The 23,451-nt window shown below is 43.6% G+C and carries 24 protein-coding genes, 1 pseudogene and 1 other annotated feature; of the genes and pseudogenes, 23 read left to right on the forward strand and 2 right to left on the reverse strand.

All coding sequences use genetic code 11. The features are described from left to right. Position 1: 1 nt before the first annotated feature. From rlmN to trpA, 10 genes are all read left to right on the forward strand, one after another. Complete coding sequence (gene rlmN / locus FZ941_RS05800) at positions 2–1,090, forward strand: 23S rRNA (adenine(2503)-C(2))-methyltransferase RlmN (RefSeq protein WP_148887180.1); 1,089 nt, start codon at positions 2–4, stop codon at positions 1,088–1,090. Further along, positions 1,077–1,592 (forward strand): VanZ family protein, encoded by a 516-nt coding sequence (locus FZ941_RS05805; RefSeq protein WP_148887181.1) that lies wholly within the window; start codon positions 1,077–1,079, stop codon positions 1,590–1,592. The genes rlmN and FZ941_RS05805 overlap by 14 nt, the downstream gene beginning before the upstream one ends. Positions 1,593–1,704: 112 nt before the next feature. Then, positions 1,705–1,942, forward strand: a binding site (T-box leader). 61 nt (positions 1,943–2,003) lie between these two features. Then, on the forward strand, positions 2,004–3,185 hold the full coding sequence (trpB, locus tag FZ941_RS05810; protein WP_148887182.1) for a tryptophan synthase subunit beta: 1,182 nt from the start codon (positions 2,004–2,006) through the stop codon (positions 3,183–3,185). Between the two features lie 402 nt (positions 3,186–3,587). Next, positions 3,588–4,946: an anthranilate synthase component I gene (gene trpE, locus FZ941_RS05815; protein WP_148887183.1), complete on the forward strand. Its 1,359-nt coding sequence runs from the start codon at positions 3,588–3,590 to the stop codon at positions 4,944–4,946. Further along, entirely contained in the window at positions 4,943–5,506 is a 564-nt protein-coding gene (locus tag FZ941_RS05820; protein ID WP_148887184.1) for an aminodeoxychorismate/anthranilate synthase component II, read from the forward strand. The genes trpE and FZ941_RS05820 overlap by 4 nt, the downstream gene beginning before the upstream one ends. 10 nt (positions 5,507–5,516) lie before the next feature. After that, on the forward strand, positions 5,517–6,521 hold the full coding sequence (trpD, locus tag FZ941_RS05825; protein ID WP_148887185.1) for an anthranilate phosphoribosyltransferase: 1,005 nt from the start codon (positions 5,517–5,519) through the stop codon (positions 6,519–6,521). Further along, positions 6,518–7,285, forward strand: a complete 768-nt coding sequence (trpC, locus tag FZ941_RS05830; protein WP_148887186.1) for an indole-3-glycerol phosphate synthase TrpC — start codon at positions 6,518–6,520, stop codon at positions 7,283–7,285. Before trpD ends, trpC begins: the two co-directional genes overlap by 4 nt. Next, positions 7,272–7,859 (forward strand): phosphoribosylanthranilate isomerase, encoded by a 588-nt coding sequence (locus FZ941_RS05835; protein ID WP_148887187.1) that lies wholly within the window; start codon positions 7,272–7,274, stop codon positions 7,857–7,859. The genes trpC and FZ941_RS05835 overlap by 14 nt, the downstream gene beginning before the upstream one ends. Next, positions 7,849–9,072: a tryptophan synthase subunit beta gene (gene trpB, locus FZ941_RS05840; protein ID WP_061411086.1), complete on the forward strand. Its 1,224-nt coding sequence runs from the start codon at positions 7,849–7,851 to the stop codon at positions 9,070–9,072. The genes FZ941_RS05835 and trpB (FZ941_RS05840) overlap by 11 nt, the downstream gene beginning before the upstream one ends. Beyond that, positions 9,065–9,841 (forward strand): tryptophan synthase subunit alpha, encoded by a 777-nt coding sequence (trpA, locus tag FZ941_RS05845; RefSeq protein WP_148887188.1) that lies wholly within the window; start codon positions 9,065–9,067, stop codon positions 9,839–9,841. Before trpB (FZ941_RS05840) ends, trpA begins: the two co-directional genes overlap by 8 nt. Here the strand turns inward: trpA and FZ941_RS05850 are convergent. After that, positions 9,813–10,472 (reverse strand): A24 family peptidase, encoded by a 660-nt coding sequence (locus FZ941_RS05850; RefSeq protein WP_148887189.1) that lies wholly within the window; start codon positions 10,470–10,472, stop codon positions 9,813–9,815. The two genes, trpA and FZ941_RS05850, sit on opposite strands and share 29 nt — an antisense overlap. Positions 10,473–10,639: 167 nt before the next feature. Here FZ941_RS05850 and FZ941_RS05855 point away from each other — a divergent pair, with 167 nt between their 5' ends. From FZ941_RS05855 to FZ941_RS10760, 4 genes and pseudogenes are all read left to right on the forward strand, one after another. Further along, positions 10,640–11,155 carry a DNA starvation/stationary phase protection protein gene (locus FZ941_RS05855; protein ID WP_015605512.1) on the forward strand — a complete coding sequence of 172 codons (516 nt, stop codon included), beginning with the start codon at positions 10,640–10,642 and terminating at the stop codon, positions 11,153–11,155. A gap of 380 nt (positions 11,156–11,535) precedes the next feature. Further along, entirely contained in the window at positions 11,536–11,754 is a 219-nt protein-coding gene (locus FZ941_RS05860) for a YqgQ family protein (protein WP_015605510.1), read from the forward strand. 1 nt (position 11,755) lies between these two features. Further along, positions 11,756–12,136: a rhodanese-like domain-containing protein gene (locus FZ941_RS05865; RefSeq protein WP_148887190.1), complete on the forward strand. Its 381-nt coding sequence runs from the start codon at positions 11,756–11,758 to the stop codon at positions 12,134–12,136. A 26-nt stretch (positions 12,137–12,162) separates the two neighbouring features. After that, positions 12,163–12,333 (forward strand): annotated as a pseudogene (locus FZ941_RS10760) (DUF4190 domain-containing protein); the annotation flags it as partial. A 35-nt stretch (positions 12,334–12,368) separates the two neighbouring features. Here the strand turns inward: FZ941_RS10760 and FZ941_RS05875 are convergent. Next, positions 12,369–13,094, reverse strand: a complete 726-nt coding sequence (locus FZ941_RS05875; RefSeq protein ID WP_148887191.1) for a 16S rRNA pseudouridine(516) synthase — start codon at positions 13,092–13,094, stop codon at positions 12,369–12,371. Positions 13,095–13,287: 193 nt separating this feature from the next. Between FZ941_RS05875 and typA the strand changes: the two genes are divergently transcribed. From typA to FZ941_RS05920, 9 genes are all read left to right on the forward strand, one after another. Beyond that, a complete protein-coding gene (typA, locus tag FZ941_RS05880) occupies positions 13,288–15,135 on the forward strand; it encodes a translational GTPase TypA (protein ID WP_148887192.1) in 1,848 nt (615 codons plus the stop codon). A gap of 34 nt (positions 15,136–15,169) precedes the next feature. Next, positions 15,170–15,427, forward strand: a complete 258-nt coding sequence (locus tag FZ941_RS05885; protein WP_148887193.1) for a DUF3165 family protein — start codon at positions 15,170–15,172, stop codon at positions 15,425–15,427. Positions 15,428–15,822: 395 nt separating this feature from the next. After that, the gene (gene murD / locus FZ941_RS05890) at positions 15,823–17,175 is read left to right on the forward strand and encodes a UDP-N-acetylmuramoyl-L-alanine--D-glutamate ligase (RefSeq protein WP_148887226.1); all 1,353 of its coding nucleotides are present in this window, start codon (positions 15,823–15,825) and stop codon (positions 17,173–17,175) included. 1 nt (position 17,176) lies between these two features. After that, positions 17,177–18,247, forward strand: coding sequence for a UDP-N-acetylglucosamine--N-acetylmuramyl-(pentapeptide) pyrophosphoryl-undecaprenol N-acetylglucosamine transferase (locus tag FZ941_RS05895; RefSeq protein ID WP_148887194.1), 1,071 nt, complete (start codon positions 17,177–17,179; stop codon positions 18,245–18,247). After that, a complete protein-coding gene (locus FZ941_RS05900; RefSeq protein WP_148887195.1) occupies positions 18,244–19,428 on the forward strand; it encodes a cell division protein FtsQ/DivIB in 1,185 nt (394 codons plus the stop codon). Before FZ941_RS05895 ends, FZ941_RS05900 begins: the two co-directional genes overlap by 4 nt. 123 nt (positions 19,429–19,551) lie before the next feature. Further along, positions 19,552–20,916 (forward strand): cell division protein FtsA, encoded by a 1,365-nt coding sequence (ftsA, locus tag FZ941_RS05905; protein ID WP_005592428.1) that lies wholly within the window; start codon positions 19,552–19,554, stop codon positions 20,914–20,916. A 16-nt stretch (positions 20,917–20,932) separates the two neighbouring features. Further along, positions 20,933–22,198 carry a cell division protein FtsZ gene (ftsZ, locus tag FZ941_RS05910; protein WP_148887196.1) on the forward strand — a complete coding sequence of 422 codons (1,266 nt, stop codon included), beginning with the start codon at positions 20,933–20,935 and terminating at the stop codon, positions 22,196–22,198. 4 nt (positions 22,199–22,202) lie between these two features. Continuing rightward, positions 22,203–22,874, forward strand: a complete 672-nt coding sequence (locus FZ941_RS05915) for a YggS family pyridoxal phosphate-dependent enzyme (protein ID WP_005590802.1) — start codon at positions 22,203–22,205, stop codon at positions 22,872–22,874. Positions 22,875–22,883: 9 nt separating this feature from the next. Further along, on the forward strand, positions 22,884–23,450 hold the full coding sequence (locus FZ941_RS05920; protein ID WP_148887197.1) for a cell division protein SepF: 567 nt from the start codon (positions 22,884–22,886) through the stop codon (positions 23,448–23,450). Position 23,451: the final 1 nt, after the last annotated feature.

Below are 23,451 nucleotides of genomic sequence, written 5' to 3' on the forward strand. Positions count from 1 at the left end.
CATGAAACCATCGATTTATAGCTTAACGCGAGAAGAAATGATTGAATGGGCGGAAGCTCAGGGAGAAAAGAAATTCCGTGCTAGCCAGATTTGGGAGTGGCTCTACCGCAAGCGTGTCCAGTCGTTTGAGGAGATGACCAACCTGTCCAAGGAACTGATTGCCAAGCTCAATGATCAGTTTGTTGTTAATCCGCTTAAACAGCGTATTGTCCAAGAGTCTGCTGACGGTACGGTCAAGTACCTCTTTGAGCTGCCGGATGGTATGCTGATTGAGACCGTACTCATGCGCCAGCACTATGGACTTTCTGTCTGTGTGACCACCCAAGTTGGCTGCAATATTGGCTGTACCTTCTGTGCTTCTGGCTTGATAAAAAAGCAACGCGACCTTAATAATGGTGAGATTGTTGCGCAGATTATGCTGGTGCAGAAGTATTTTGACGAGCGTGGTCAGGACGAGCGGGTCAGCCACATCGTGGTTATGGGAATCGGCGAGCCTTTCGATAATTATAAGAATGTCTTGAAGTTTGTCCGGACGGTCAATGATGATAAAGGTCTGGCCATCGGTGCCCGCCATATCACGGTTTCAACTTCAGGTCTGGCTCATAAGATTCGCGACTTTGCCAATGAAGGCGTGCAGGTCAATCTGGCTGTTTCACTGCACGCACCTAACAATGAACTACGTTCTAGTATCATGAAAATCAACCGTGCCTTTCCGATTGAGAAGCTCTTTGCAGCCATTGAATATTATATCGAAACCACCAACCGCCGGGTGACCTTTGAATACATCATGCTCAATGAAGTCAATGACGGGGTAGAGCAGGCCAAGGAACTGGCTGAGTTGCTCAAGAACATTAAGAAACTGTCTTATGTCAATCTCATTCCTTACAACCCCGTTAGCGAGCACGACCAATATAGCCGCAGTCCCAAAGAGCGCGTGATGGCCTTCTACGATACCCTCAAGAAAAATGGAGTCAACTGTGTGGTTCGTCAGGAACATGGTACAGATATTGATGCAGCCTGCGGCCAGCTGCGTTCTAATACTATGAAGCGTGATCGCGAGAAAGCATTGGTAGAAAATGTTCAGCCTTAAGAACTATCTGACTTCAGACGGTGAGCTAACAGCCAAAGGGCGGAAATTGCTGGTAGGGGGAAGCTGGCTCTATTTCTTGATGCTTTGCGTTCTGTGCTTTATTCCTCAGGTTCCAGAGCCAGGAATGGAAACGCCGGGAATCCAGTACTTTGGCCGAGTAGTAGTTCTCTTGGTTCCTTTTAACTCCTTTGTCAATATTGGTGAAATTACTTCTTGGATCCAGCTGGTCAAGGTTTTTGTCCAAAATTTGGCCAATATCTTTTTGCTATCTCCATTGATTTTTCAATTGCTTTGGCTCTTTCCTAAACTGCGGAGTACCAAGAAAGTTGTCTGGCTGAGCTTTGGGATGAGCTTGTCCATCGAAATGACTCAGATTCTGCTGGATCTTCTTATCAACGCCAACCGAGTCTTTGAGATTGATGATCTCTGGACCAATACTTTGGGTGGTTATCTAGCTTGGCGGGCATTTCAGCTTGGTCAGAAAATCTGGAAAAATCATTAAGAGGACGCTTTCAAGATGGATTAGCCAAGGAAATGTTCGGATTTTATGGAATTTTTTATAAAAAATGATTCTTTTTCTGTTTTTTCTCTTGACAAAAGACTTTAGAAGCTTTATAATTTTAGACAATCATCAGAAAAGTAATAATTTTTCTACTTTCAGGGAGCCTGTGGTTGGTGGAAACAGGTAGTGGAAGGTTATGAAGTGGGCTGATGCAAAAAAATGAATTTGAAACAATAAAAATTCGGTGAGCACACCTTACAGTGCGACTTGTTGTTAGACAAGGCAGAGATATGGAGGCAGTCTATACTTTTTCCATAATTGAGGTGGCACCGCGATTTTACGCCCTCACACAGAGTTTTTCTGTGTGTGGGCTTTTGTTTTGCTTGAAAATAAAGAAATGAGGCAATTAAGATGACAGAAACTAAAGGATATTTTGGACAATTCGGCGGCTCCTTTGTACCAGAGCCTATCCAGGCCTTGCTGGATGAATTGGAAGCGACTTTTGAGAAGTACAAGGATGACCCAGAATTTTTAAAGGAATACCGACATTATTTGGCAGATTATTCAGGACGGGAAACTCCGCTCTACTTTGCAGAAAGTCTGACCCAGCATCTGGGTGGAGCTAAGATTTATCTGAAGCGGGAAGATCTTAATCATCTGGGCTCGCATAAGCTCAACAATGTTTTGGGGCAGATTCTTCTAGCTAAGCGCATGGGCAAGACCCGAGTCATCGCTGAAACTGGAGCTGGCCAGCATGGTGTGGCAACTGCGGCAGCCGCAGCTAAGTTTGGTATGAAGTGCGATGTCTACATGGGTGCAGAGGATGTAGAACGCCAGCGGCTCAATGTTTTCCGTATGGAAATGATGGGTGCGACTGTTCACGCTGTGGAAACAGGAACCAAAACACTCAAAGATGCTGTGGATGCGGCCTTTGGGGCTTGGATGAATGATTTGGAAGCATTCTATGTTTTGGGTTCTGCTGTCGGTCCTCACCCTTATCCGACCATTGTCCATGAGTTCCAAAAGGTGATCAGTGAAGAATCACGCCGTCAGATTTTGGACAAGGAAGGCCGCTTGCCGGACTATGTTATTGCCTGCGTAGGCGGTGGCTCCAATGCTATCGGTGCCTTCTCCCAGTATGTGGCGGATGAAGAAGTCAAGTTGGTTGGTGTTGAAGCGGCTGGACGGGGTCTTGACACAGACCAGCATGCGGCGACCATGACCAAGGGAAGCGTCGGAGTAGTGGATGGTATGAAGACCTACGCTGTCTTTGCTGAAGATGGTCAGGTGGCACCGGTTTACTCCATTTCGGCAGGCTTGGACTATCCTGGAGTTGGTCCCGAACATGCTTTCTTTAAAGATTCTGGCCGAGTAGAATACGTAGCCGCGATAGATGATGAAGCTGTGGATGCCTTGCTTCTCTTGACACAAAAGGAAGGAATTTTGCCGGCAATCGAAAGCTCTCATGCCATTGCTGAAGCGATTAAGAGAGCTCCAAAATTGTCATCTGACCAAATCATTGTTATCAACGTATCCGGTCGTGGAGACAAGGATGTGGCAGCCGTTGCCGACTATCTAGAAAAACGAAAATAAAATACCCAGCAGAAGAGTAGTAACATCCCTCCTTTCAGAGAGTCTGTGGTTGCTGTAAACAGGCAGGAGAAGTTATGAAATGGGCTGCTGGAGTCAACATTTAGTCCTTTAGTTGAACTTTTATCACTTTGTTAGTTTACTTTGCCATAAGCCAGTATGCTGTCTTCTACTAAAAGGGATCTAAATGACTGTAAATAAGTAAATGAGATGTGGAGCATGAAAACTCCATAACTGAGGTGGCACCGCGATGACACGCCCTCACAGGATGAACTGTGTGGGCGTTTTCTGTAGTTTTAGAGCAAGTTATGACCGTGGACAGGTGCTATCTGTTCTTGTGAAATGCGGTCATGGCTAGCAGATCGCTCCTCTTTAAACGCTTCCAATTAAATAGAAAGAAACATTATGCAAAAGATTTTACCAGCTGATATTTTATCGCCGATTCTGGCTTATATGCGGATTCAGGGCGACCACAAGGTGATTTTGGAAAGTATTCCGAGAGATAGCGAGACAGCCCGCTTTTCTATCCTAGCTTATAATCCAGTCTTTGAAGTTCGCTATGAAAATGGCCAGCTAACAAAGAATGGGCAAGTAATTGAGGCAGATCCATTGGACTATCTGCATGAGTTGGCAGTAAAAAAAGATCATCATTCAGACCTGCCTTTTGGCGGTGGAGCCATCGGTTTTGTCGGTTATGATATGATTTCCCTCTATGAGGAGATTGGCCAGATTCCAGCTGATGTGATTGGGACGCCGGATATGCACTTTTTCGTCTATGAGAGTTACATGGTTTTTGACCATAAAAAAGACAAGGTCTATATCCTTGAGGAGGCACTCTACAGTGATAGAAGCGAAGCTGATTTGGCTGCTAGTCTGGAGCGTATCATGACTGAGCTGGCGCAGCCAGCGGCAGATGAATTTTCACCGCTGGAACTGTCCAGTTTGAACTTCCAGAGTCATATCGAGCAGACAGCTTTTGAAAAAATGGTGGAAGAAGCGCGTAGCTTGATTCGGCAGGGCGACATGTTCCAATGTGTACTCAGTCAGCGTTTTTCAGCAGAGTATTCTGGTAGACCGCTGGATTACTATCGCAATCTGCGCGTGACCAACCCTTCCAACTATCTCTACTTTTATGATTTCGGGGATTATCAGATTATCGGAGCCAGCCCGGAAAGTCTGGTGTCTGTCAAGCAGGGTCAGGTCACGACCAATCCTATCGCTGGGACCAGACCGCGCGGGAAGGATGAAAGAGAAGATAAAGCCTTGGCAGAGGAGTTACTGGCTGACGAGAAGGAAGTGGCGGAGCACCGCATGTTAGTTGATTTGGGGCGTAATGATATCGGTAAAATTGCTCAAAATAACAGCGTGGAAGTCACTAAGTACATGGAAGTGGAGTATTTCCGCTATGTCATGCACCTGACCAGTGTAGTTCGTGGTCAGCTTCTGCCCCAACTGACAGCTATGGATGCGCTCAAGTCAACCTTGCCGGCTGGTACCGTCTCGGGCGCGCCTAAGATTCGAGCTATGAAACGCATTTATGAGCTGGAGCAGGAAAAACGTGGCGTTTATGCGGGGGCTATCGGCTATCTGTCTGTGACAGGGGATATGGATTTTGCCATTGCTATCCGGACCATGATTTTGAAAAATGGCAAAGCTTACGTTCAAGCTGGAGCGGGTATTGTTTATGATTCGATCCCTACTAATGAATACCAAGAAACCATCAATAAGGCCAAATCAATGACCAAGATAGGAGAGATGCAATGATTTTATTGATTGATAATTATGATTCTTTTACTTACAATCTAGCCCAGTATATCGGCAATTTCGCAGAAGTCAAGGTTTTGAGAAATGATGATGCAGGGCTTTATCAAGCGGCAGAAGAAGCGGATGCCTTGGTGCTGTCTCCGGGTCCAGGTTGGCCAGCAGATGCAGGACGGATGGAAGAACTTATTCGCGATTTTGCTGGTAAGAAGCCGATTTTGGGGATTTGCTTGGGGCACCAAGCCATTGCAGAAGTATTTGGCGGAAAGCTAGGTTTGGCTCCCAAAGTCATGCACGGCAAGCAAAGTATTCTGCGCTTTGAGGAAAAATCTCCTATCTATCAAGGGATAGAAGATGGACGGCCAGTCATGCGTTATCATTCGATTTTGATTGAGGAGATGCCAGAGGACTTTGAAGTGACGGCTCGGGCAGTTGATGACAACTCGATCATGGCTATTCAGCATAAGCGCCTGCCCATTTATGGTTTTCAGTATCATCCAGAAAGTATTGGCACGCCAGACGGCTTGTCGTCCATCAAAAATTTCATCGACTTAGTAAAATAGGGGAAGAATTATGAAAGAAATTATTGCAAAACTAGCTGATTTTAAGGATTTAAGTAGCTCGGAAGTGTCAGATGTGCTAGAGCGCATCGTTACTAGAAGAGTAACGGAAACACAAATTGCGGCCTTTTTGCTAGCTCTCAAGATGAAAGGGGAAACAGTAGAGGAACGGACGGCTTTAGCTCAGGCTATGCGAGGCCATACTCCGCAGATCCCTACTACAATCCGCACAGCCATGGACAATTGTGGAACTGGTGGTGACAGATCATTTAGTTTCAATGTTTCGACCACAGCGGCCTTCGTATTAGCAGGTGGTGGGATCAAGATGGCTAAGCACGGCAATAGATCCATTACCTCTAAATCAGGCTCAGCTGATGTTTTAGAAGCTTTGGGGATTAACCTAAACATGGATACAGCCAGCTTGGGTAAGATCTTTGATCAGACGGGGATAGTCTTTCTTTTTGCTAAAAACCTTCATCCAGCTATGAAATATATCATGCCAGCTCGTCTCAGTCTAGGTGTTCCCACTATCATGAACCTGACTGGACCGCTCATCCATCCTATGGCTCTAGAAACCCAGCTTTTGGGCACCAGTCGGCCAGATATGCTGGAGAGCACGGCAGAGGTTTTGAAAAACATGGGGCGTAAACGTGCAGTGGTCGTGTCGGGTCCAGATGGTCTGGACGAGGCCGGTCTTCATGGTCGTACCCAGTATGCGCTGCTGGCAGATGGGGAGATTAGCCTGCACAGCTTTCTACCATCAGACATTGGCATGGAAGAAATTCCTCTTGAAGCAATTCGTGGAGGCAATGCCAAAGAAAATGCAGATATTCTAGTATCTGTCCTGCAAAATCAAGCCAGCCCTTATTTGGAAATGACAGTTCTGAACGCAGGTCTAGGCTTCTTTGCCAATGGGAAATCAGACAGTATCGAAGAAGGAATATCTTTGGCTCGCCAAGTGATCGCCAGTGGCGCAGCCTATGAAAAACTCAAGCAACTACAGGAGTATCAGAAATGAGCAAAGAATTTCTCCCGACCATTCTAAAGCAAAAAGAGCAGGAAGTGGCGGCCATGTCCTATGAAGAGCTGCAACCTCTGCGCTCGACCTATTCCCTCTATGACTATCTCAAAAGTCATCCTCAAGAGCTGCAGCTGATTGCTGAGGTCAAAAAAGCTAGCCCCAGTCTGGGAGATATAAATCTTGCTGTGGATATAGTGGAGCAGGCTCACACCTATGAACGATGCGGTGCAGCTATGATTTCGGTTCTGACAGATGAGATTTTCTTCAAAGGACATCTGGATTACCTGAGAGAGATTTCCAGTCAAGTGACCATTCCAACCCTCAATAAAGACTTTATCATTGATGAAAAACAGATTGTTCGTGCCCGCAATGCCGGAGCGACAGTTATTCTTCTGATTGTGGCTGCCTTGCCTGAAAAGCGGCTGCAAGAGCTCTATGATTTTGCGACGAGTTTAGGCTTGGAAGTTCTGGTCGAAACCCATAATCTGGCGGAGCTGGAAATTGCCCATAGAATAGGAGCACAGATAATCGGTGTCAATAACCGCAATCTAGTCACTTTTGAGACAGATATCAATACTAGTCTCCAGTTGTCTGCCCATTTCAAAGATGACAGGGTTTACGTATCAGAATCCGCTATTTTCAGCAGGGAAGATGCTGAGCCAGTAGCTCCTTATTTCCATGCGATTTTAGTCGGAACAGCCCTGATGCAGGCTGAGGATGTGGCAGAAAAAATCAAGGAGCTGAAAATTGACAAAGGTTAAGATTTGCGGCTTGTCAACGGCCAGCGCTGTGGAAACGGCATGCCAGGCTGGTGCAGATTACATTGGCTTTGTCTTTGCTGAGAGCCGTCGGAGGGTCAGTTTGGAGCAAGCTCAGAAGCTAGCTGCCTTGGTGCCGCCTGCTGTCCGAAAGGTAGGAGTTTTCGTCTCTCCGAGCTTGTCGGAGCTAGAGGAAGCTATTTCAGTGGCAAATCTGGATTTGGTGCAGATTCATGGCGATTTTGATGAAGAACTCCTGACTCAGGTTGGCCGGCCGGTTATTCGAGCGTATCAGGTCAAGGGTGAGTTAAAGGGGGTCAGCCAACAAGCGGACTATCTACTCTTTGATGCTCCTCTTGCTGGTAGTGGTCAGACCTTTGACTGGCAAGCTTTTGACAAGAATCAAATCCACCAGCCCTTCTTTATCGCCGGTGGTTTGAATGCAGGAAATGTCCGAGAAGCTATTCAGCACTTTGCCCCTTACGCAGTTGATGTCTCAAGCGGGGTCGAGACGGATGGCCAGAAGGATTTACAAAAGATAACAGAATTTATAGAAAGAGTGAAAAATGGCATATAATCAACCCAATCAAGAAGGATTTTATGGTGAGTTTGGCGGGCGATTTGTTCCCGAAACGCTGATGACAGCAGTTTTGGAATTGGACAAAGCCTACCGTGAGAGTAAAAAAGACCCAGCCTTTCAGGCTGAGCTGGACGAGTTGCTGAAGCAGTATGTAGGGCGGGAAAATCCTCTCTATTTTGCAAAAAATCTGACAGCCTATGCTGGCGGTGCTAAGATTTATCTGAAGCGGGAAGACCTCAATCATACTGGTGCCCATAAAATAAATAATGCTCTAGGCCAGGTCCTGTTAGCCAAGCGAATGGGCAAGAAGAAAATTATTGCCGAGACTGGTGCGGGTCAGCATGGAGTAGCTACAGCCACAGCTGCAGCCCTTTTCAACATGGATTGTACTATCTACATGGGCGAAGAAGACGTCAAGCGCCAAGCCCTCAATGTCTTTCGGATGGAACTTTTAGGAGCTAAGGTAGAGTCTGTGACTGATGGTTCTCGAGTCCTCAAGGATGCAGTCAATGCAGCCTTGCGAGCTTGGGTGGCTCAGGTCGATGATACTCACTATATTATGGGGTCAGCTTTGGGTCCCCATCCTTTCCCAGAGATTGTCCGCGACTATCAGAGCGTGATTGGGCGTGAGGCCAAGCGCCAGTTTGCTGAGCAAAATGCAGGTGCCTTACCCGATGCTTTAGTGGCCTGCGTTGGCGGGGGTTCCAATGCTATTGGGCTCTTTTATCCCTTTGTAGACGATAGCACAGTTGCCATGTATGGAACAGAAGCGGCTGGGCGAGGCATCGATACAGATGAACACGCTGCGACCTTAACCAAGGGCCGGCCAGGTGTTTTGCACGGTGCCTTGATGGATGTCCTGCAGGATGAGCAAGGGCAGATTCTGGAAGCTTTCTCTATCTCTGCCGGGCTAGACTATCCGGGCATCGGTCCTGAACATTCTCATTTTAATGCTATCAAACGTGCCACTTATGTGCCAGTCACAGACGAAGAAGCCTTGGAAGCCTTCCAGCTCCTGTCTCGTATCGAAGGGATTATCCCTGCTCTAGAGTCTAGCCACGCTATTGCTTACGCAGTTAAGCTGGCTAAGGAGTTGGGGCCAGATAAATCAATGATCGTCTGCCTATCCGGCCGTGGTGATAAGGATGTCGTTCAGGTAAAGGAACGCTTGGAAAGAGAAGCGGCTCAAAAAGGAGGTGCCCATGACTAAAACACTCACTCAGCATTTAGAAGCCATCAAAAAAGCAGGTAAGGGGATTTTCCTTCCCTATATTATGGCTGGTGATCACGAGAAAGGTTTAGCGGGATTAGCAGAAACTATCGCATTTTTGGAAAACTTGGGCGTGTCAGCCGTTGAAATCGGCCTGCCATTTTCAGACCCTGTTGCAGATGGGCCAGTTATTGAAGAAGCCGGTCTGAGAAGTCTGAGCCACCATACTTCGGCCAAGTCTTTAGTCGCAAGCTTGCAGAATTTGGACACTCAGCTGCCTCTCATCATCATGACCTACTTCAATCCTATCTTCCAATACGGTCTCAAAGATTTTGTCAAGGATTTAGCTAGGACACCGGTTAAAGGTTTGATTATTCCGGATCTGCCCTACGAGCATAGGGACTTTATCCTGCCTCTGCTGGAAGATTCAGATATCGCTCTAGTTCCTTTAGTGAGCCTGACGACTGGTCTAGAACGTCAGCAGGAGCTGGTCAAGGAAGCTGAAGGTTTTATCTATGCTGTAGCCATCAACGGTGTGACAGGTAAGAGCGGAAGTTACCGCAATGATTTGGACCAGCATTTGAGCAAACTCCGTGATATTGCAGAGATTCCAGTGCTGACGGGCTTTGGAGTTTCGACTTTAGAGGATGTTGACCGCTTCAATCAAGTCTCAGATGGAGTCATTGTCGGATCTAAGATTGTCAAAGCTCTTCATGAAAAGGATGCCGGTATAGCAGCCTTTATCCAAGCAGCAGCTTATAAGAAATAAGAACTACCACACCAAACAAAAGACAAGGCACAAAAGCTAGCCTGTCTTTTTTCTTTTTAAAGCAGAAACAGGCGAGGCCAGAGAAGCTAGCTATTTGGATAAGAATGAGAATCTCTGTTAGGCTGAAAATAGCAGAGCAGGAAGCTAGAAAGAGAAAGTCGCCAGCTCCAATACGAAGATTAAAAAAGAAGGCTAGAAGTCCCAAGGTTAAAAAGAAGAGCATGAGCGGATTGATGCCCGCTGTCGCCATCAGCAAAAACTGAAAGATTAGCCAGACCAGAAGGGGGTATTCTTGCTCGCGCTGATCGTAGATGGCCAAGGTCAAGCCCATAGTTAGCAGTAAGAGCTGGGCTAGCGGAAGATAGCCTAAACTCCAGCTTAGAAAAAGCAAGCCCAGCACTAACTCAAAAGCAGCATACCAGATAGGAAGGCGGATCTTGCAGAAACGGCAATGGAAGCCGTTAAGCAACTGAGACAGGATAGGGACCAAATCCCGTGCTTTGAGTATCTGCTTGCAGTTGTCACAGTGGCTGCTTGGAGAGATGATGGACTGTGCAGGGAAGCGGTCAATGACTAAGCCAAGAAAGGAGGCTAGAACCGTTCCAACTAGAAAAAAGTATAGATGAATCATACTTGTTTATTCGTGATTTTGAGCAGAAAAATTTTGAAATTTTACAACTTTTCTAATAAAGTAAAATTTTGAGTTTTAAGGCTTGACTTTCTTAATTAGAAGCATTATAATTAAAACATAATCAATAAAGATTAGAATGATTACAAATAAAAAAGAGAGGTATCATTATGACTCAAGTAAAACATGGCGCTGCAGCAGACGTAGCAACTTTCACTAACCAAAATTCTTTACCAAAAACAAAAGCAGTTCTTAACCAAGTGGTTTCAGATCTTTATACAGCTCGTATTGCTCTTCACCAAGTTCACTGGTATATGCGTGGTGCAGGCTTCATGGTATGGCATCCAAAAATGGACGAATACATGGATACAATTGATGAAACCTTGGATGAAGTTAGCGAACGCTTGATTACTCTAGGTGGCAAGCCTTATTCAACTCTGACAGAGTTTATCCAACACAGCAAAATTGAGGAAAAGGCTGGCGAATTCAGCAAGAATGTTGAAGAAAGCTTGGAGCGCGTGATTGAAATCTTCCGTTATCTGACAGATCTTTACCAAGAAGCTATGGATGTAACGGATGAAGAAGGCGACGATGTAACCAATGACATCTTCGTTGGTGCTAAGGCAGACCTTGAAAAGACGATCTGGATGTTGACAGCTGAGCTTGGCCAAGCACCAGGTTTGTAAAATGATGTTTAAGAGGCTGGGACAAAAGTCCTAGCCTCTTAATTGTCTTTGGATTGTCGAGCAAGACGCAGTGGTTGAGTGGGCTCTACTACGCTGATTTCATCAGCTTTTACAGCCCTACTCAACTGTGCGGAGGTGGGACGATGAAATCGAATTCTAACGAATGACCGATTTCTGTCCCACTCTCTGTTTTTTTCTTAAGGATTGTTTAAGCTTCTTCCTTTATACTAAGATTATCAAATGAAGACCTCCTAACTTTGTTTGATAGAACTCCTAAACTTTTCTTTTTCATAATAATCTCCTGAAAAGGCAGTCTCCATGGCTGTCTTTTCTGTTTTGCTATCTTGAAAACTCTGCTAAAATCTGATAAAATATAGCTCATGAAAACACTCTATGATGTGCAGCAATTTCTTAAAAATTTCGGAATCATTATCTATATGGGCAAGCGTCTTTATGATATTGAAATGATGAAAATTGAGTTGGAACGGATTTACGATGCCGGCCTGATGGATAAGCTTGATTATCTAGAGGCTGAGGCTGTCCTACGCAGAGAGCATCAAGCAGAGTTGAAGTATTTAGAAGATAAAGGGAGAAACTAGAATGGGAACTTGGATTTTATGGGCAATTTTGCTGGGAATGTTGGCTTGGATGGGCTTCAATTATTTCCGTATTCGTCGTGCAGCTAAGATAGTAGATAACAGTGAGTTTGAAGCTTTGATTCGTCAGGGGCAATTGATTGACCTGCGTGATTCATCGGATTTCCATCGCAAGCATATCTTGGGCGCGCGCAATATTCCGTCTCAACAGCTCAAGTCTAGTATCAATGCACTTCGCAAAGACAAACCAGTTCTTCTTTATGAAAATAGTCGTGGACAACGTGTGACCAATGCGGCAATCTACTTGAAAAAGCAAGGTTTTAGTGATATTTATATTCTGTCTTACGGCCTTGATTCTTGGACTGGTAAGGTAAAGACAAGCTGATTCTTTGTAGAAATATCTATACAAAACCAATAGATGGTCTTATTCTAGGTATTATCAGTCTGGTTTTGAGTAATTATCACCAAAAAGAGACTCAATTAGATTATAAAACAGAAAGAATTCTGAATATCGTTGGTATTGTAATTTCTATCATCAACTGGATTGCAGGATTTCTTCTGACTATGAATGGATTTATGTAATAAATAATAAAAAGGCTTGAATAAGCCTTTTTGTTTTACCAAGTTTGTTCCAAATAGCCTTTGATAATCTCGAGTTCGGAAGGATTCAGCGGTCGATAACTGCCTTCTGTTAGATTGGGATCCAGCTGAAAATCACCGAAATGAGTGCGTTTGAGATAGGTGACCTTGACACCAACTGCTAGAAACATTTTCTTGACCTGATGAAATTTTCCTTCAGAAATGGTAACTGAGGCGGTGGAGTGTTCGAGGCTAGTCGTGTGAATCTGAAGTTGGGCGGGCTTGCAACGAGTGCCATCCAGAAAAACAATGCCTTGCTGAAAAGCAACTATGGCTTCTTGGTCAAGAGGGCCGTTGACTTCGACATAGTAGATCTTTGCGATATGGTATTGTGGATGGAGGAGTTGAAATCCCAGTGGCCCATTATCTGTAATCAGAAGCAGCCCCCGTGTATCGCGATCCAAACGGCCGATGGCGTAAAGCTGGTCCTTAAAATCTTCTGGGGCAATTAGATCTAGGACAGTCATCTTATCCGAGTCAGAATTGGCAGTGACAGTACCGGCGGGCTTGTTCAACAGAAAATAATGGTGGGCTAGGTGGTTTAAAGCTTTACCAGCCAGGCTAATGGACTGGAGGCCACTATCGACATTTTGACTGAGAGAGCGAGCTGCTTGACCGTCAATTACAATCTGCCTTAGTCGCAGTTTTTGTTTCATCTCTTTCCGGCTAATCTTAGCTAGGGCTAAGAATTTATCAAGTCGCATGAGTTTTCCTTTCAAAGGTTTGGATCGATTCTTTTTTTCTTTTTATCATACACTTTCGGAAGTAAAATTGCAAAAATAGCTACAGTTTACGATTTGCCTATGAAAACATTTACACTTGGTTAGCCCGTGTTTTTTGGAAAAAACTGTGTTATAATTTTTAGTTGGAAATAAATAATAAGATTTAGAGGAAATCATGACAAAATTAAGAGAAGATATCCGTAACATTGCGATTATCGCCCACGTTGACCACGGTAAAACAACCCTCGTTGACGAATTATTAAAGCAATCTGAAACTCTTGACGCTCGTACTGAATTGGCAGAGCGCGCTATGGACTCAAACGATATCGAAAAAGAGCGCGGTATTACCATCCTTGCTAAAAATACAGCAGTTGCCTACAACGGAACACGTATCAACATCATGGATACGCCAGGACACGCGGACTTCGGTGGAGAAGTTGAGCGTATCATGAAAATGGTTGACGGTGTTGTTTTGGTCGTAGATGCCTACGAAGGAACTATGCCACAAACTCGTTTCGTATTGAAAAAAGCCTTGGAACAAGACCTTGTCCCAATTGTGGTTGTCAACAAAATCGATAAACCATCTGCTCGCCCAGCAGAAGTAGTGGACGAAGTCTTGGAACTCTTCATCGAGCTTGGTGCAGATGATGACCAGCTTGATTTCCCAGTTGTTTATGCTTCAGCGATTAACGGAACTTCTTCCTTGTCAGACAATCCAGCTGATCAAGAAAAAACAATGGCACCAATCTTTGATACCATCATCGACCATATCCCAGCTCCAGTCGATAACTCAGATGAGCCTTTGCAGTTCCAGGTATCACTCTTGGACTACAATGACTTCGTAGGTCGTATCGGTATCGGACGTATCTTCCGTGGTAGTGTGAAAGTTGGGGACCAAGTCACTCTTTCTAAACTAGACGGCACAACTAAAAACTTCCGTGTTACAAAACTCTTCGGTTTCTTTGGTTTGGAACGTCGTGAGATCCAAGAAGCCAAAGCAGGTGACTTGATTGCCGTATCTGGTATGGAAGATATCTTTGTTGGTGAAACTATTACGCCAACGGATGCTATTGAACCACTTCCAATCCTTCACATCGATGAACCAACCCTTCAAATGACTTTCTTGGTAAACAACTCACCATTTGCAGGTCGTGAAGGGAAATGGGTAACGTCTCGTAAAGTGGAAGAACGTTTGCAGGCTGAGCTACAAACAGACGTTTCCCTTCGTGTTGATCCAACAGATTCACCAGATAAGTGGACAGTTTCAGGTCGTGGAGAATTGCACTTGTCAATCCTGATCGAAACCATGCGTCGTGAGGGCTATGAACTTCAAGTATCTCGTCCAGAAGTTATCGTAAAAGAGATTGATGGTGTTAAATGTGAGCCATTTGAACGTGTTCAAATCGATACTCCAGAAGAATACCAAGGTTCTGTAATCCAAAGCCTTTCTGAACGCAAGGGTGAAATGTTGGATATGATTTCAACTGGTAACGGTCAAACTCGTTTAGTCTTCCTTGTTCCAGCGCGTGGTCTGATCGGATACTCAACTGAGTTCTTGTCAATGACTCGTGGTTACGGTATCATGAACCATACCTTTGAACAATATCTGCCAGTTATCCCTGGTGAAATCGGAGGCCGTCACCGTGGTGCCCTTGTTTCCATCGATGCTGGTAAGGCTACAACTTACTCTATTATGTCGATTGAAGAACGTGGAACCATCTTTGTTAACCCAGGTACTGAGGTTTATGAAGGAATGATCATCGGTGAGAATTCTCGTGAGAATGACTTGACAGTTAACATCACTAAGGCTAAACAAATGACCAACGTTCGTTCAGCTACCAAGGACCAAACAGCGGTTATCAAGACACCTCGTATCTTGACCCTTGAAGAGTCACTCGAGTTCTTGAACGATGATGAGTACATGGAAGTAACGCCTGAGTCAATCCGTTTGCGTAAGCAAATCCTCAACAAGGCAGAGCGCGAAAAAGCTAATAAAAACAAGAAAAAACAAGCAGCAGAATAAATCATTGAGTTGACTGGTGGTAGAAAGGAGCGGCATGATTTACCTGATTATTGGAATATTAATCCTGCTTTTCTATGTATTTGCCATTCCAACTAGTATTAAGGGAACGCTGAATGTCTTGACATTTGTACTTTTGCTGGTTGCCTTGATCATTTTGCTTGCTTTGGCAATTTTTCAAATTTTTAAATTGCCTGGAGAATTATTTGTGAGTATCTTTTTGATTATTATAACAGTGTGGGCCTTGATGGACATCGAGCGTCTAGTACCATCTCAGAAATCAAAAAAACTTTAAACTCATAAACTATAAGGAAGGGATTAGGATTCCAAAGGTCGTGTAGACTTTTGGTGGCCTAGTTCCTTTTGTTTATCTAAAGCGAGATTCTTCGATGGTGGTTTTGACTGAGTAGAAAGATAATACAGATACCGATGTTTTTCATTTAGAGAAGGCTTAATTTTTTTGAATGCTGTTGACCATCAGTGAGTAGGTCAGGTTTGATAAGACACTGGCAATTAAATGTTTTGGATAGTTTTTACTTGTATAAAAGGGTTTTTCAAAGATTTCAAAGAGAATAACATTTCTTCTTATTTATTAAAAGCTGTTAACAGTTAAAATAAAAGCCTGATATGACTTTTTTATTTTCGCAAAAAAAGGTAAAATAGAAGGTAGTATGAATGAAGAGGTACATGATGAAGACTATTTCAAAATTTGCCAATAAGAAAGTTTTGGTGTTGGGTTTAGCTAAATCAGGGGAGTCAGCTGCCCGTCTTTTGGATAAATTGGGAGCGATTGTGACGGTTAATGATGGGAAACCTTTCGAGGAAAATCCAGCTGCCCAATCTTTACTTGAAGAAGGAATTAAGGTCGTGACAGGTGGTCATCCATTGGAGTTATTGGATGAAGATTTTGAATGGATGGTGAAAAATCCGGGCATTCCTTACAATAATCCTATGGTCATGAGGGCTTTGGAAAAGCAGATTCCTGTCATTACCGAAGTGGAGCTGGCTTATCTGATTTCAGATGCGCCGATTATCGGCATTACCGGCTCAAATGGAAAAACCACGACCACGACCATGATTGCGGAAGTGCTAACAGCAGGTGGTCAAAATGGTCTTTTGTCTGGGAATATCGGATTTCCAGCTAGTCAAGTTGCTCAAGATGCGGGTAAAACAGACACTTTGGTCATGGAACTTTCTTCCTTCCAACTAATGGGAATCGAAGCCTTCCATCCAGAAATAGCGGTGATTACCAATCTGATGCCAACACATCTGGACTATCACGGCTCTTTTGAAGATTATGTGGCGGCCAAGTGGAATATCCAAAAAAATATGACGGCTTCTGACTATGTCGTTTTGAATTTCAATCAAGATTTGGCGAAAGAATTGGCTAAGAAAACGGCAGCCCAGGTGATTCCTTTTTCAACCCAAGAACAAGTCGATGGAGCCTACTTGGACGGCGATGTGCTGACTTTCCGTGGGGAAGCCATTATGAAAGCTTCTGAACTAGGCGTGCCTGGTAGCCATAATGTAGAAAATGCTCTAGCAACCATTGCTGTCGCTAAACTGCGCGGGATTGACAATCAAGTTATTAAAGAAACCTTGGCTCATTTTGGTGGTGTCAAGCATCGGCTCCAGTATGTGGGCGAAATCAATCAAGTCAAATTTTACAATGACAGTAAATCAACTAATATCTTAGCGACACAAAAAGCTTTGTCAGGCTTTGACAATAGCAAGGTCATTTTGATTGCTGGTGGCCTGGATCGTGGCAATGAATTTGATGAATTGGTGCCAGATATCAAGGGATTGAAAAAGATGGTGATTCTGGGAGAATCGGCTGCGCGTGTTAAGCGGGCTGCGGATCAGGCAGAAGTAAGCTATCTGGACGCTTCAGATATCAGAGATGCTACTCGCAAAGCCTTTTCTGTGGCGGAGCCTGGGGATATTGTCCTTCTCAGTCCAGCCAATGCCAGCTGGGATATGTATAAGAATTTTGAAGTGCGGGGCGATGAATTCCTTGCAGTGTTTAAAGAATTAAAGGGATAAAATGAAAAAAATAGTATTTACAGGCGGAGGGACAGTTGGCCATGTAACCCTCAATCTTTTGCTGATGCCTAAATTTATCGAAGAGGGCTGGGAAGTCCATTATATCGGTGACCGCCATGGGATTGAGTACAAGGAAATTCAAAAATCAGGACTACCTATTGTTTTCCATTCGATTGCAACTGGCAAGCTCCGTCGCTATTTTTCTTGGCAGAATCTTTGGGATGTTTTTAAAGTGGCAGGCGGCATTCTCCAGTCGCTGGGCATCATGTTAAAAGTCCGTCCCAAAGCCCTATTTTCAAAAGGAGGCTTTGTGTCTGTTCCGCCAGTGATTGCGGCGAAGGTGACCGGCGTTCCAGTCTTTATCCATGAGTCTGATTTGTCGCTTGGTTTGGCCAATAAAATCGGTTATAAATGCGCGACAAAGATGTTCACGACTTTTGAGCAAGCTGAAGGACTGAGCAAGGCTGAACATGTTGGAGCGGTGACCAAGATTGCTACTCTCCCTCAAACAGAACCAGCTGAGATTGAGAAAATCAAGGCTCATTTCACAGAAGGAAAACCTACCTTGCTCTTTGTCGGTGGCTCAGGAGGCGCGAAAGTTTTCAATGATTTTATTACAAAAAATAAGGATCGCTTGATTGAAAAATATAATATTATCAATCTGACAGGCGATGCTAGTTTGGATGAGCTTTCCCACCGTATCTACCGGGTGTCCTATGTGACAGATCTGTATCAGCCACTGATGGCTATGGCAGATGTCATCGTGACACGAGGCGGTTCTAATACCATCTTTGAATTACTGGCGATGAAGAAGTTGCAAGTGATTGTACCTTTAGGGCTGGGGGCAAGTCGAGGAGATCAGATTGAAAATGCCAACTACTTCTTGGAAAAAGGCTATGCGCTTAAAATCAATGAAGAAAACTTGAATCGGGTCAATCTCCAAGTAGCAGTGGATGATTTACTGAGGGAAAAGGCTGCCTACTATCAACGAATGGAAGAAGCGCCTGAACTAACATCAGTAGATGAATTTTATGAAATTTTAAAGCAAAATATTAACAAAGGGAAAATATGAAAAAAAGCAAGGAAGATAAGCAAAAAGATGCTCAACTTTCTCTCTCTGAATGGCAAGTCAGAAATAAAGAGTATCTTGAGAAAAAAGCTCAAGAAAAGGCAAAGAAGCAAGCAGAGTTAGAGCAGAAACAAGCTGAGCTAGAGAAGAAAAAAGAAGAAATGAAGGCAAAGCTTGAAAATCAAGAGCCTTCTAACGAAGAGCATACAGTCTCCGAAGAAACTGACACAGACTCTCCTACAAGTGAAGAAGAAACTGAAGTGCAAGATTCTGAAACTGAAGGTGAGGAGCAAGAGGAAGTCCAAGAACAAGAAGAGCAAGAGGAAGAAGTAGATCAGCTTGAGCCTCCGAAGGTTCCAATTGAGAGAATCCATTGGTATCGGGCTTTGCCAGTTTTAGTGACAAGTTCCCTAATCTTTTTAGCGTCCCTTTATTTCCTCACGCCACTTGCAACTATGAAGACCATTGAATTTACAGGAAACAAGGTTGTGAGTCAGGAGGAACTAAAAAGAAGTAGTAAAATCGATCAGCGCGATTATACTGTTACTGTTTACAAAAATCGCCATCATTATGAGCAAAATCTGAAAGCTTCTAGCCCCTGGATTGAAAATGTAGATATGACCTATCAATTTCCGCTGACTTTCAAAATCGATGTTCAGGAATATGGCATTTTAGGTTATTTGCAGAAAGATTCTAAGTATTATCCTATTTTAACGAGTGGAGAATACGTAAAAAATGAGGTTGCAGCTGATGCCTTGCCCGAAGAGCGGATGGATGTGACCTTTTCGGATGCAGGCTTGATCAAGGAGTTTGTTCAACAACTGAAGAATGTTCCCGATTCAGTCAAAAAGAGCATTAGAAAAGTTGATTTAACTCCTAGCAAGGTGACAGAGGATTTAGTGACTATTACCATGTTTGATGAACACCAAATTTTAGTTCCTATTTCTCATATTGCTAAGAAACTTCCCTACTATGAAGGAATTCATCCTCAGTTGGAAGTGCCAAGCGTGGTCGATATGGAGGCTGGTATTTTTAGCTATGCGCAAGGCACAGAAAATGAAGTTATCCATGAGGCTAGTAACGATGTGCAAGATACAGAATCTTCAACTCAACATGCAGAGCAATCTACCGAGCATTCTGCTCAATCTCAGGCAGAAAAGCCAGAGATTTCTGAAAATAACTAATTATTATAGATAAAAAACTGCGCCAATTTCGTATTTTTATGATATAATAAAGTTTGGATAACCCTATTTTCTAGAGTTATTTGTATTAGAATGGAAACGTGGAAGACAGAGAGGACTGATGTAATGGCTAGAGATGGCTTTTTTACTGGATTAGATATAGGAAGTAGCACAATTAAAGTGTTGGTGGCAGAGCACATCAACGGTGAAATGAATGTTATTGGAGTCAGCAATGCAAAGAGTGCTGGCGTTAAAGATGGGATTATTGTCGATATTGAAGCAGCAGCAGCGGCTATTAAGTCAGCAATTTCTCAAGCAGAAGAAAAAGCGGGGATTTCAATTGGACTAGTGAATGTTGGCTTGCCTGCAAATCTACTGCAAATTGAGCCAACTCAAGGAATGATTCCTGTGACTAGTGACTCCAAAGAAATTACCGATGAAGATGTCGAGAGCGTTGTAAGATCTGCCTTGACCAAGAGCATGACTCCTGACCGTGAAGTAATTACCTTCATTCCAGAAGAGTTTGTTGTTGATGGCTTCCAAGGGATCCGTGATCCTCGTGGTATGATGGGGATTCGCCTAGAAATGCGCGGCCTACTTTACACTGGTCCTCGTACAATCCTGCATAATCTCCGTAAAACAGTGGAGCGTGCAGGAGTGAAATTGGAGAATATTATCATTTCTCCTTTAGCGATGACAAAATCCATCTTGAACGAAGGAGAACGGGAGTTTGGCGCGACAGTCATTGATATGGGTGGCGGACAAACTACAGTTGCTTCTGTAAAAAATCAAGAATTACAATTTACCAATATCTATCAAGAAGGCGGCGACTATGTCACAAAAGACATTTCAAAAGTCTTGAAAACTTCTCAGAAATTGGCAGAAAGCTTGAAGTTTAACTATGGTGTAGCTTATGTACCATTTGCAGGCACAGAATCTTTCCCAGTTGAAGTTATCGGGGAAGTTAATCCAGTTGAAATCACAGAAACCTATCTAGCTGAAATCATCTCTGCTCGTATCAAACATGTTTTTGAACAAATCAAGCAAGATTTAGATAGAAGACACGTGTTAGATCTTCCTGGTGGTATTGTAATCGTTGGTGGTGGAGCAATCTTGCCTGGCGTTGTAGAATTAGCTCAGGAAGTATTTGGCGTTCACGCTAAATTATATGTACCAAATCAAATCGGTATCCGTAATCCAGCTTTTGCCCACGTGATTAGTCTTTCAGAGTATGCTGGCAATCTGACCGAAGTGGATCGAATTGCACAAGCTGCTGTTCGTGGAGACGAGCAGTTGCGTCATCAAGCAACTAGCTTTGAACGTCCAAGTCATAGAGTACCTCGCTTTGATCATCAGCCGGTTGAACCAGTTCAACCAGTTCAAGAGGTGGAACCAGAAATTGCACCGCTTAGAAATGAAGAACCACAAGAGGAACCAAAAGCTAGTCTTACAGATAAGATGCGCAATTTAATTGGTAATATGTTTGAGTAAGGAGAATAAATAGATTATGACATTTTCATTTGATGCGGCTGCAGCACAAGGTGCAGTCATTAAAGTAATTGGTGTCGGCGGTGGCGGCGGAAACGCTATTAACCGAATGATCGATGAAGGTCTTGCTGGCGTAGAATTTATCGCAGCAAATACAGATGTGCAAGCACTTAGCAGTGCAAAAGCAGAAACAGTTATCCAGCTTGGTCCTAAGTTGACTCGTGGTCTGGGTGCTGGAGGTCAACCTGAGGTTGGTCGTAAAGCAGCTGAAGAAAGCGAAGAAGTTTTGACTGAAGCCCTTCAAGGAGCAGACATGGTCTTTATCACTGCTGGTATGGGTGGTGGTTCTGGTACAGGTGCTGCACCAGTTATTGCTCGCATTGCTAAATCAGTAGGCGCCCTAACTGTAGCAGTTGTAACTCGTCCATTTGGATTTGAAGGAAGCAAGCGTGGTAATTTTGCCGTTGAAGGAATCAATGAACTGCGTGAACATGTAGATACTCTTTTGATCATTTCAAATAACAACCTTTTGGAAATCGTTGATAAGAAGACTCCGCTTTTGGAAGCCTTGAGTGAAGCTGATAACGTTCTCCGCCAAGGGGTTCAAGGTATCACTGACTTGATTACTAGCCCCGGCTTGATTAACCTTGACTTTGCAGACGTGAAGACTGTTATGGAAAATAAAGGTAATGCTTTGATGGGGATCGGTATCGGAAGCGGTGAAGAACGTGTTATCGAAGCAGCTCGCAAAGCTATCTACTCTCCACTTCTTGAGACAACTATTGACGGTGCAGAAGACGTGATCGTCAACGTTACTGGTGGCCTAGATATGACTTTGATTGAAGCGGAAGAAGCTTCTGAAATCGTTAATCAGGCAGCTGGTCATGGTGTTAACATCTGGCTTGGTACTTCTATTGATGAATCTATGAAGGATGAAATCCGTGTGACTGTTGTTGCAACAGGTGTTAAAGAGGATAAGGTTGATAAGGTAAGTGGATTGCAAGGCGTTAAACCTGCGAGCCGAGCTGAGCAAGTACGCTCAGCACAAGCATCTGCTCATTATGATCGAAACTTCGATATGGCAGAAACAAGAGAAATGCCAGCTCCTTCTCATCGCTCAACTGTAGAAACTTCTAGAGCTTCAGCCTTTGGAGACTGGGATTTACGCCGTGAATCAATTGTTCGTCAAGCAGAACCTGTGCCTTCTAGTCGTGTAGAGCGCTTTACCGATATCAAGGAAGAGGATGACGAACTTGAAACACCGCCATTCTTTAGAAATCGCTAATTAAATGGATTTTCAAGTAAATAAAGATTTAATTTTTCAAAATGTTGCTCAAATAGTTGAAAAAGAAAATCGATTGAAGGACTCCGTAAACATTATTGCGGTTACCAAGTATGTTGACTGTGAAACAGCGAAAAAACTCGTGGATACAGGAATCAAACATATTGGAGAAAATCGAGTAGATAAGTTTCTTGAAAAATATCATGCTTTAAAGGAAGAAAACCTTACTTGGCATTTGATTGGTAGTTTGCAGAGAAGGAAAGTAAAAGATGTGATCAACTATGTTGATTATTTCCATGCTTTAGACTCTGTCAAATTGGCTCAAGAAATCAACAAGCGAGCAGATCATGTGATTAATTGTTTCTTGCAAGTGAATATTTCAAAAGAAGAAAGCAAGCATGGTTTTTTAGTTGAAGAACTAGATAGTGTTTTACCAGAGCTTGCAGCCTTAGAAAACATTTGCATTGTTGGCCTGATGACCATGGCTCCACTCGAAGCTGATCATCAAGAGCTGAATCAGATTTTTTCAGAGGCACATCAGCTTCAATTAAACTTACAAAGCAAACAGTTAAAAAACATGCCCTTTTCTGATTTGAGTATGGGAATGAGCCGTGATTATCCAGAAGCGATTGCCAACGGCTCAACCTATGTCAGAATCGGAACAGCATTTTTTAAATAGGAAAGAACTATGTCATTTAAAGATAAATTTGATAAATTTATAGAATACTTTACAGAAGATGGAGAAAAGTCTGACTTACCAGTACAGCCTTTAGATGAATCTGATTCTGTTTTGAAGCCTGCAGAGATCGAGCCAGTTCCGGCTGCATCAGCAAAGGAAAACGCACGTACTCGTTCAGCTTCTTCACAAGTCCAACAAAAGCCTGCAACGGAAAATATTACTAGATTGCATGCTCGCCAACAAGAACTGGCTCAGCATCGAGTGAAATCTAGTGAGAAGGTTACGATTGATGTTCGCTATCCGAAAAAATATGAGGAAGCAACAGAGGTTGTTGATTTACTTGTGGCGAATGAGAGTATCTTAATTGATTTTCAATATATGACAGAGGTACAAGCGAGACGTTGCTTGGATTATCTTGATGGGGCGCGCTATGTTTTGGCTGGGAACTTGAGAAAAGTTGCTAGTACCATGTACTTGCTCACTCCAATCAATGTTGTCGTCAATGTAGAAGATATTCGCCTTCCAAACGATGTGGATCTGAGTGAATACGATTTTGATATGAAACGCAGCAGATAAT

Origin of the sequence: Streptococcus sp. Marseille-P6264 (genome assembly GCF_902460355.1) — a bacterium.
Lineage (GTDB): Bacteria > Bacillota > Bacilli > Lactobacillales > Streptococcaceae > Streptococcus.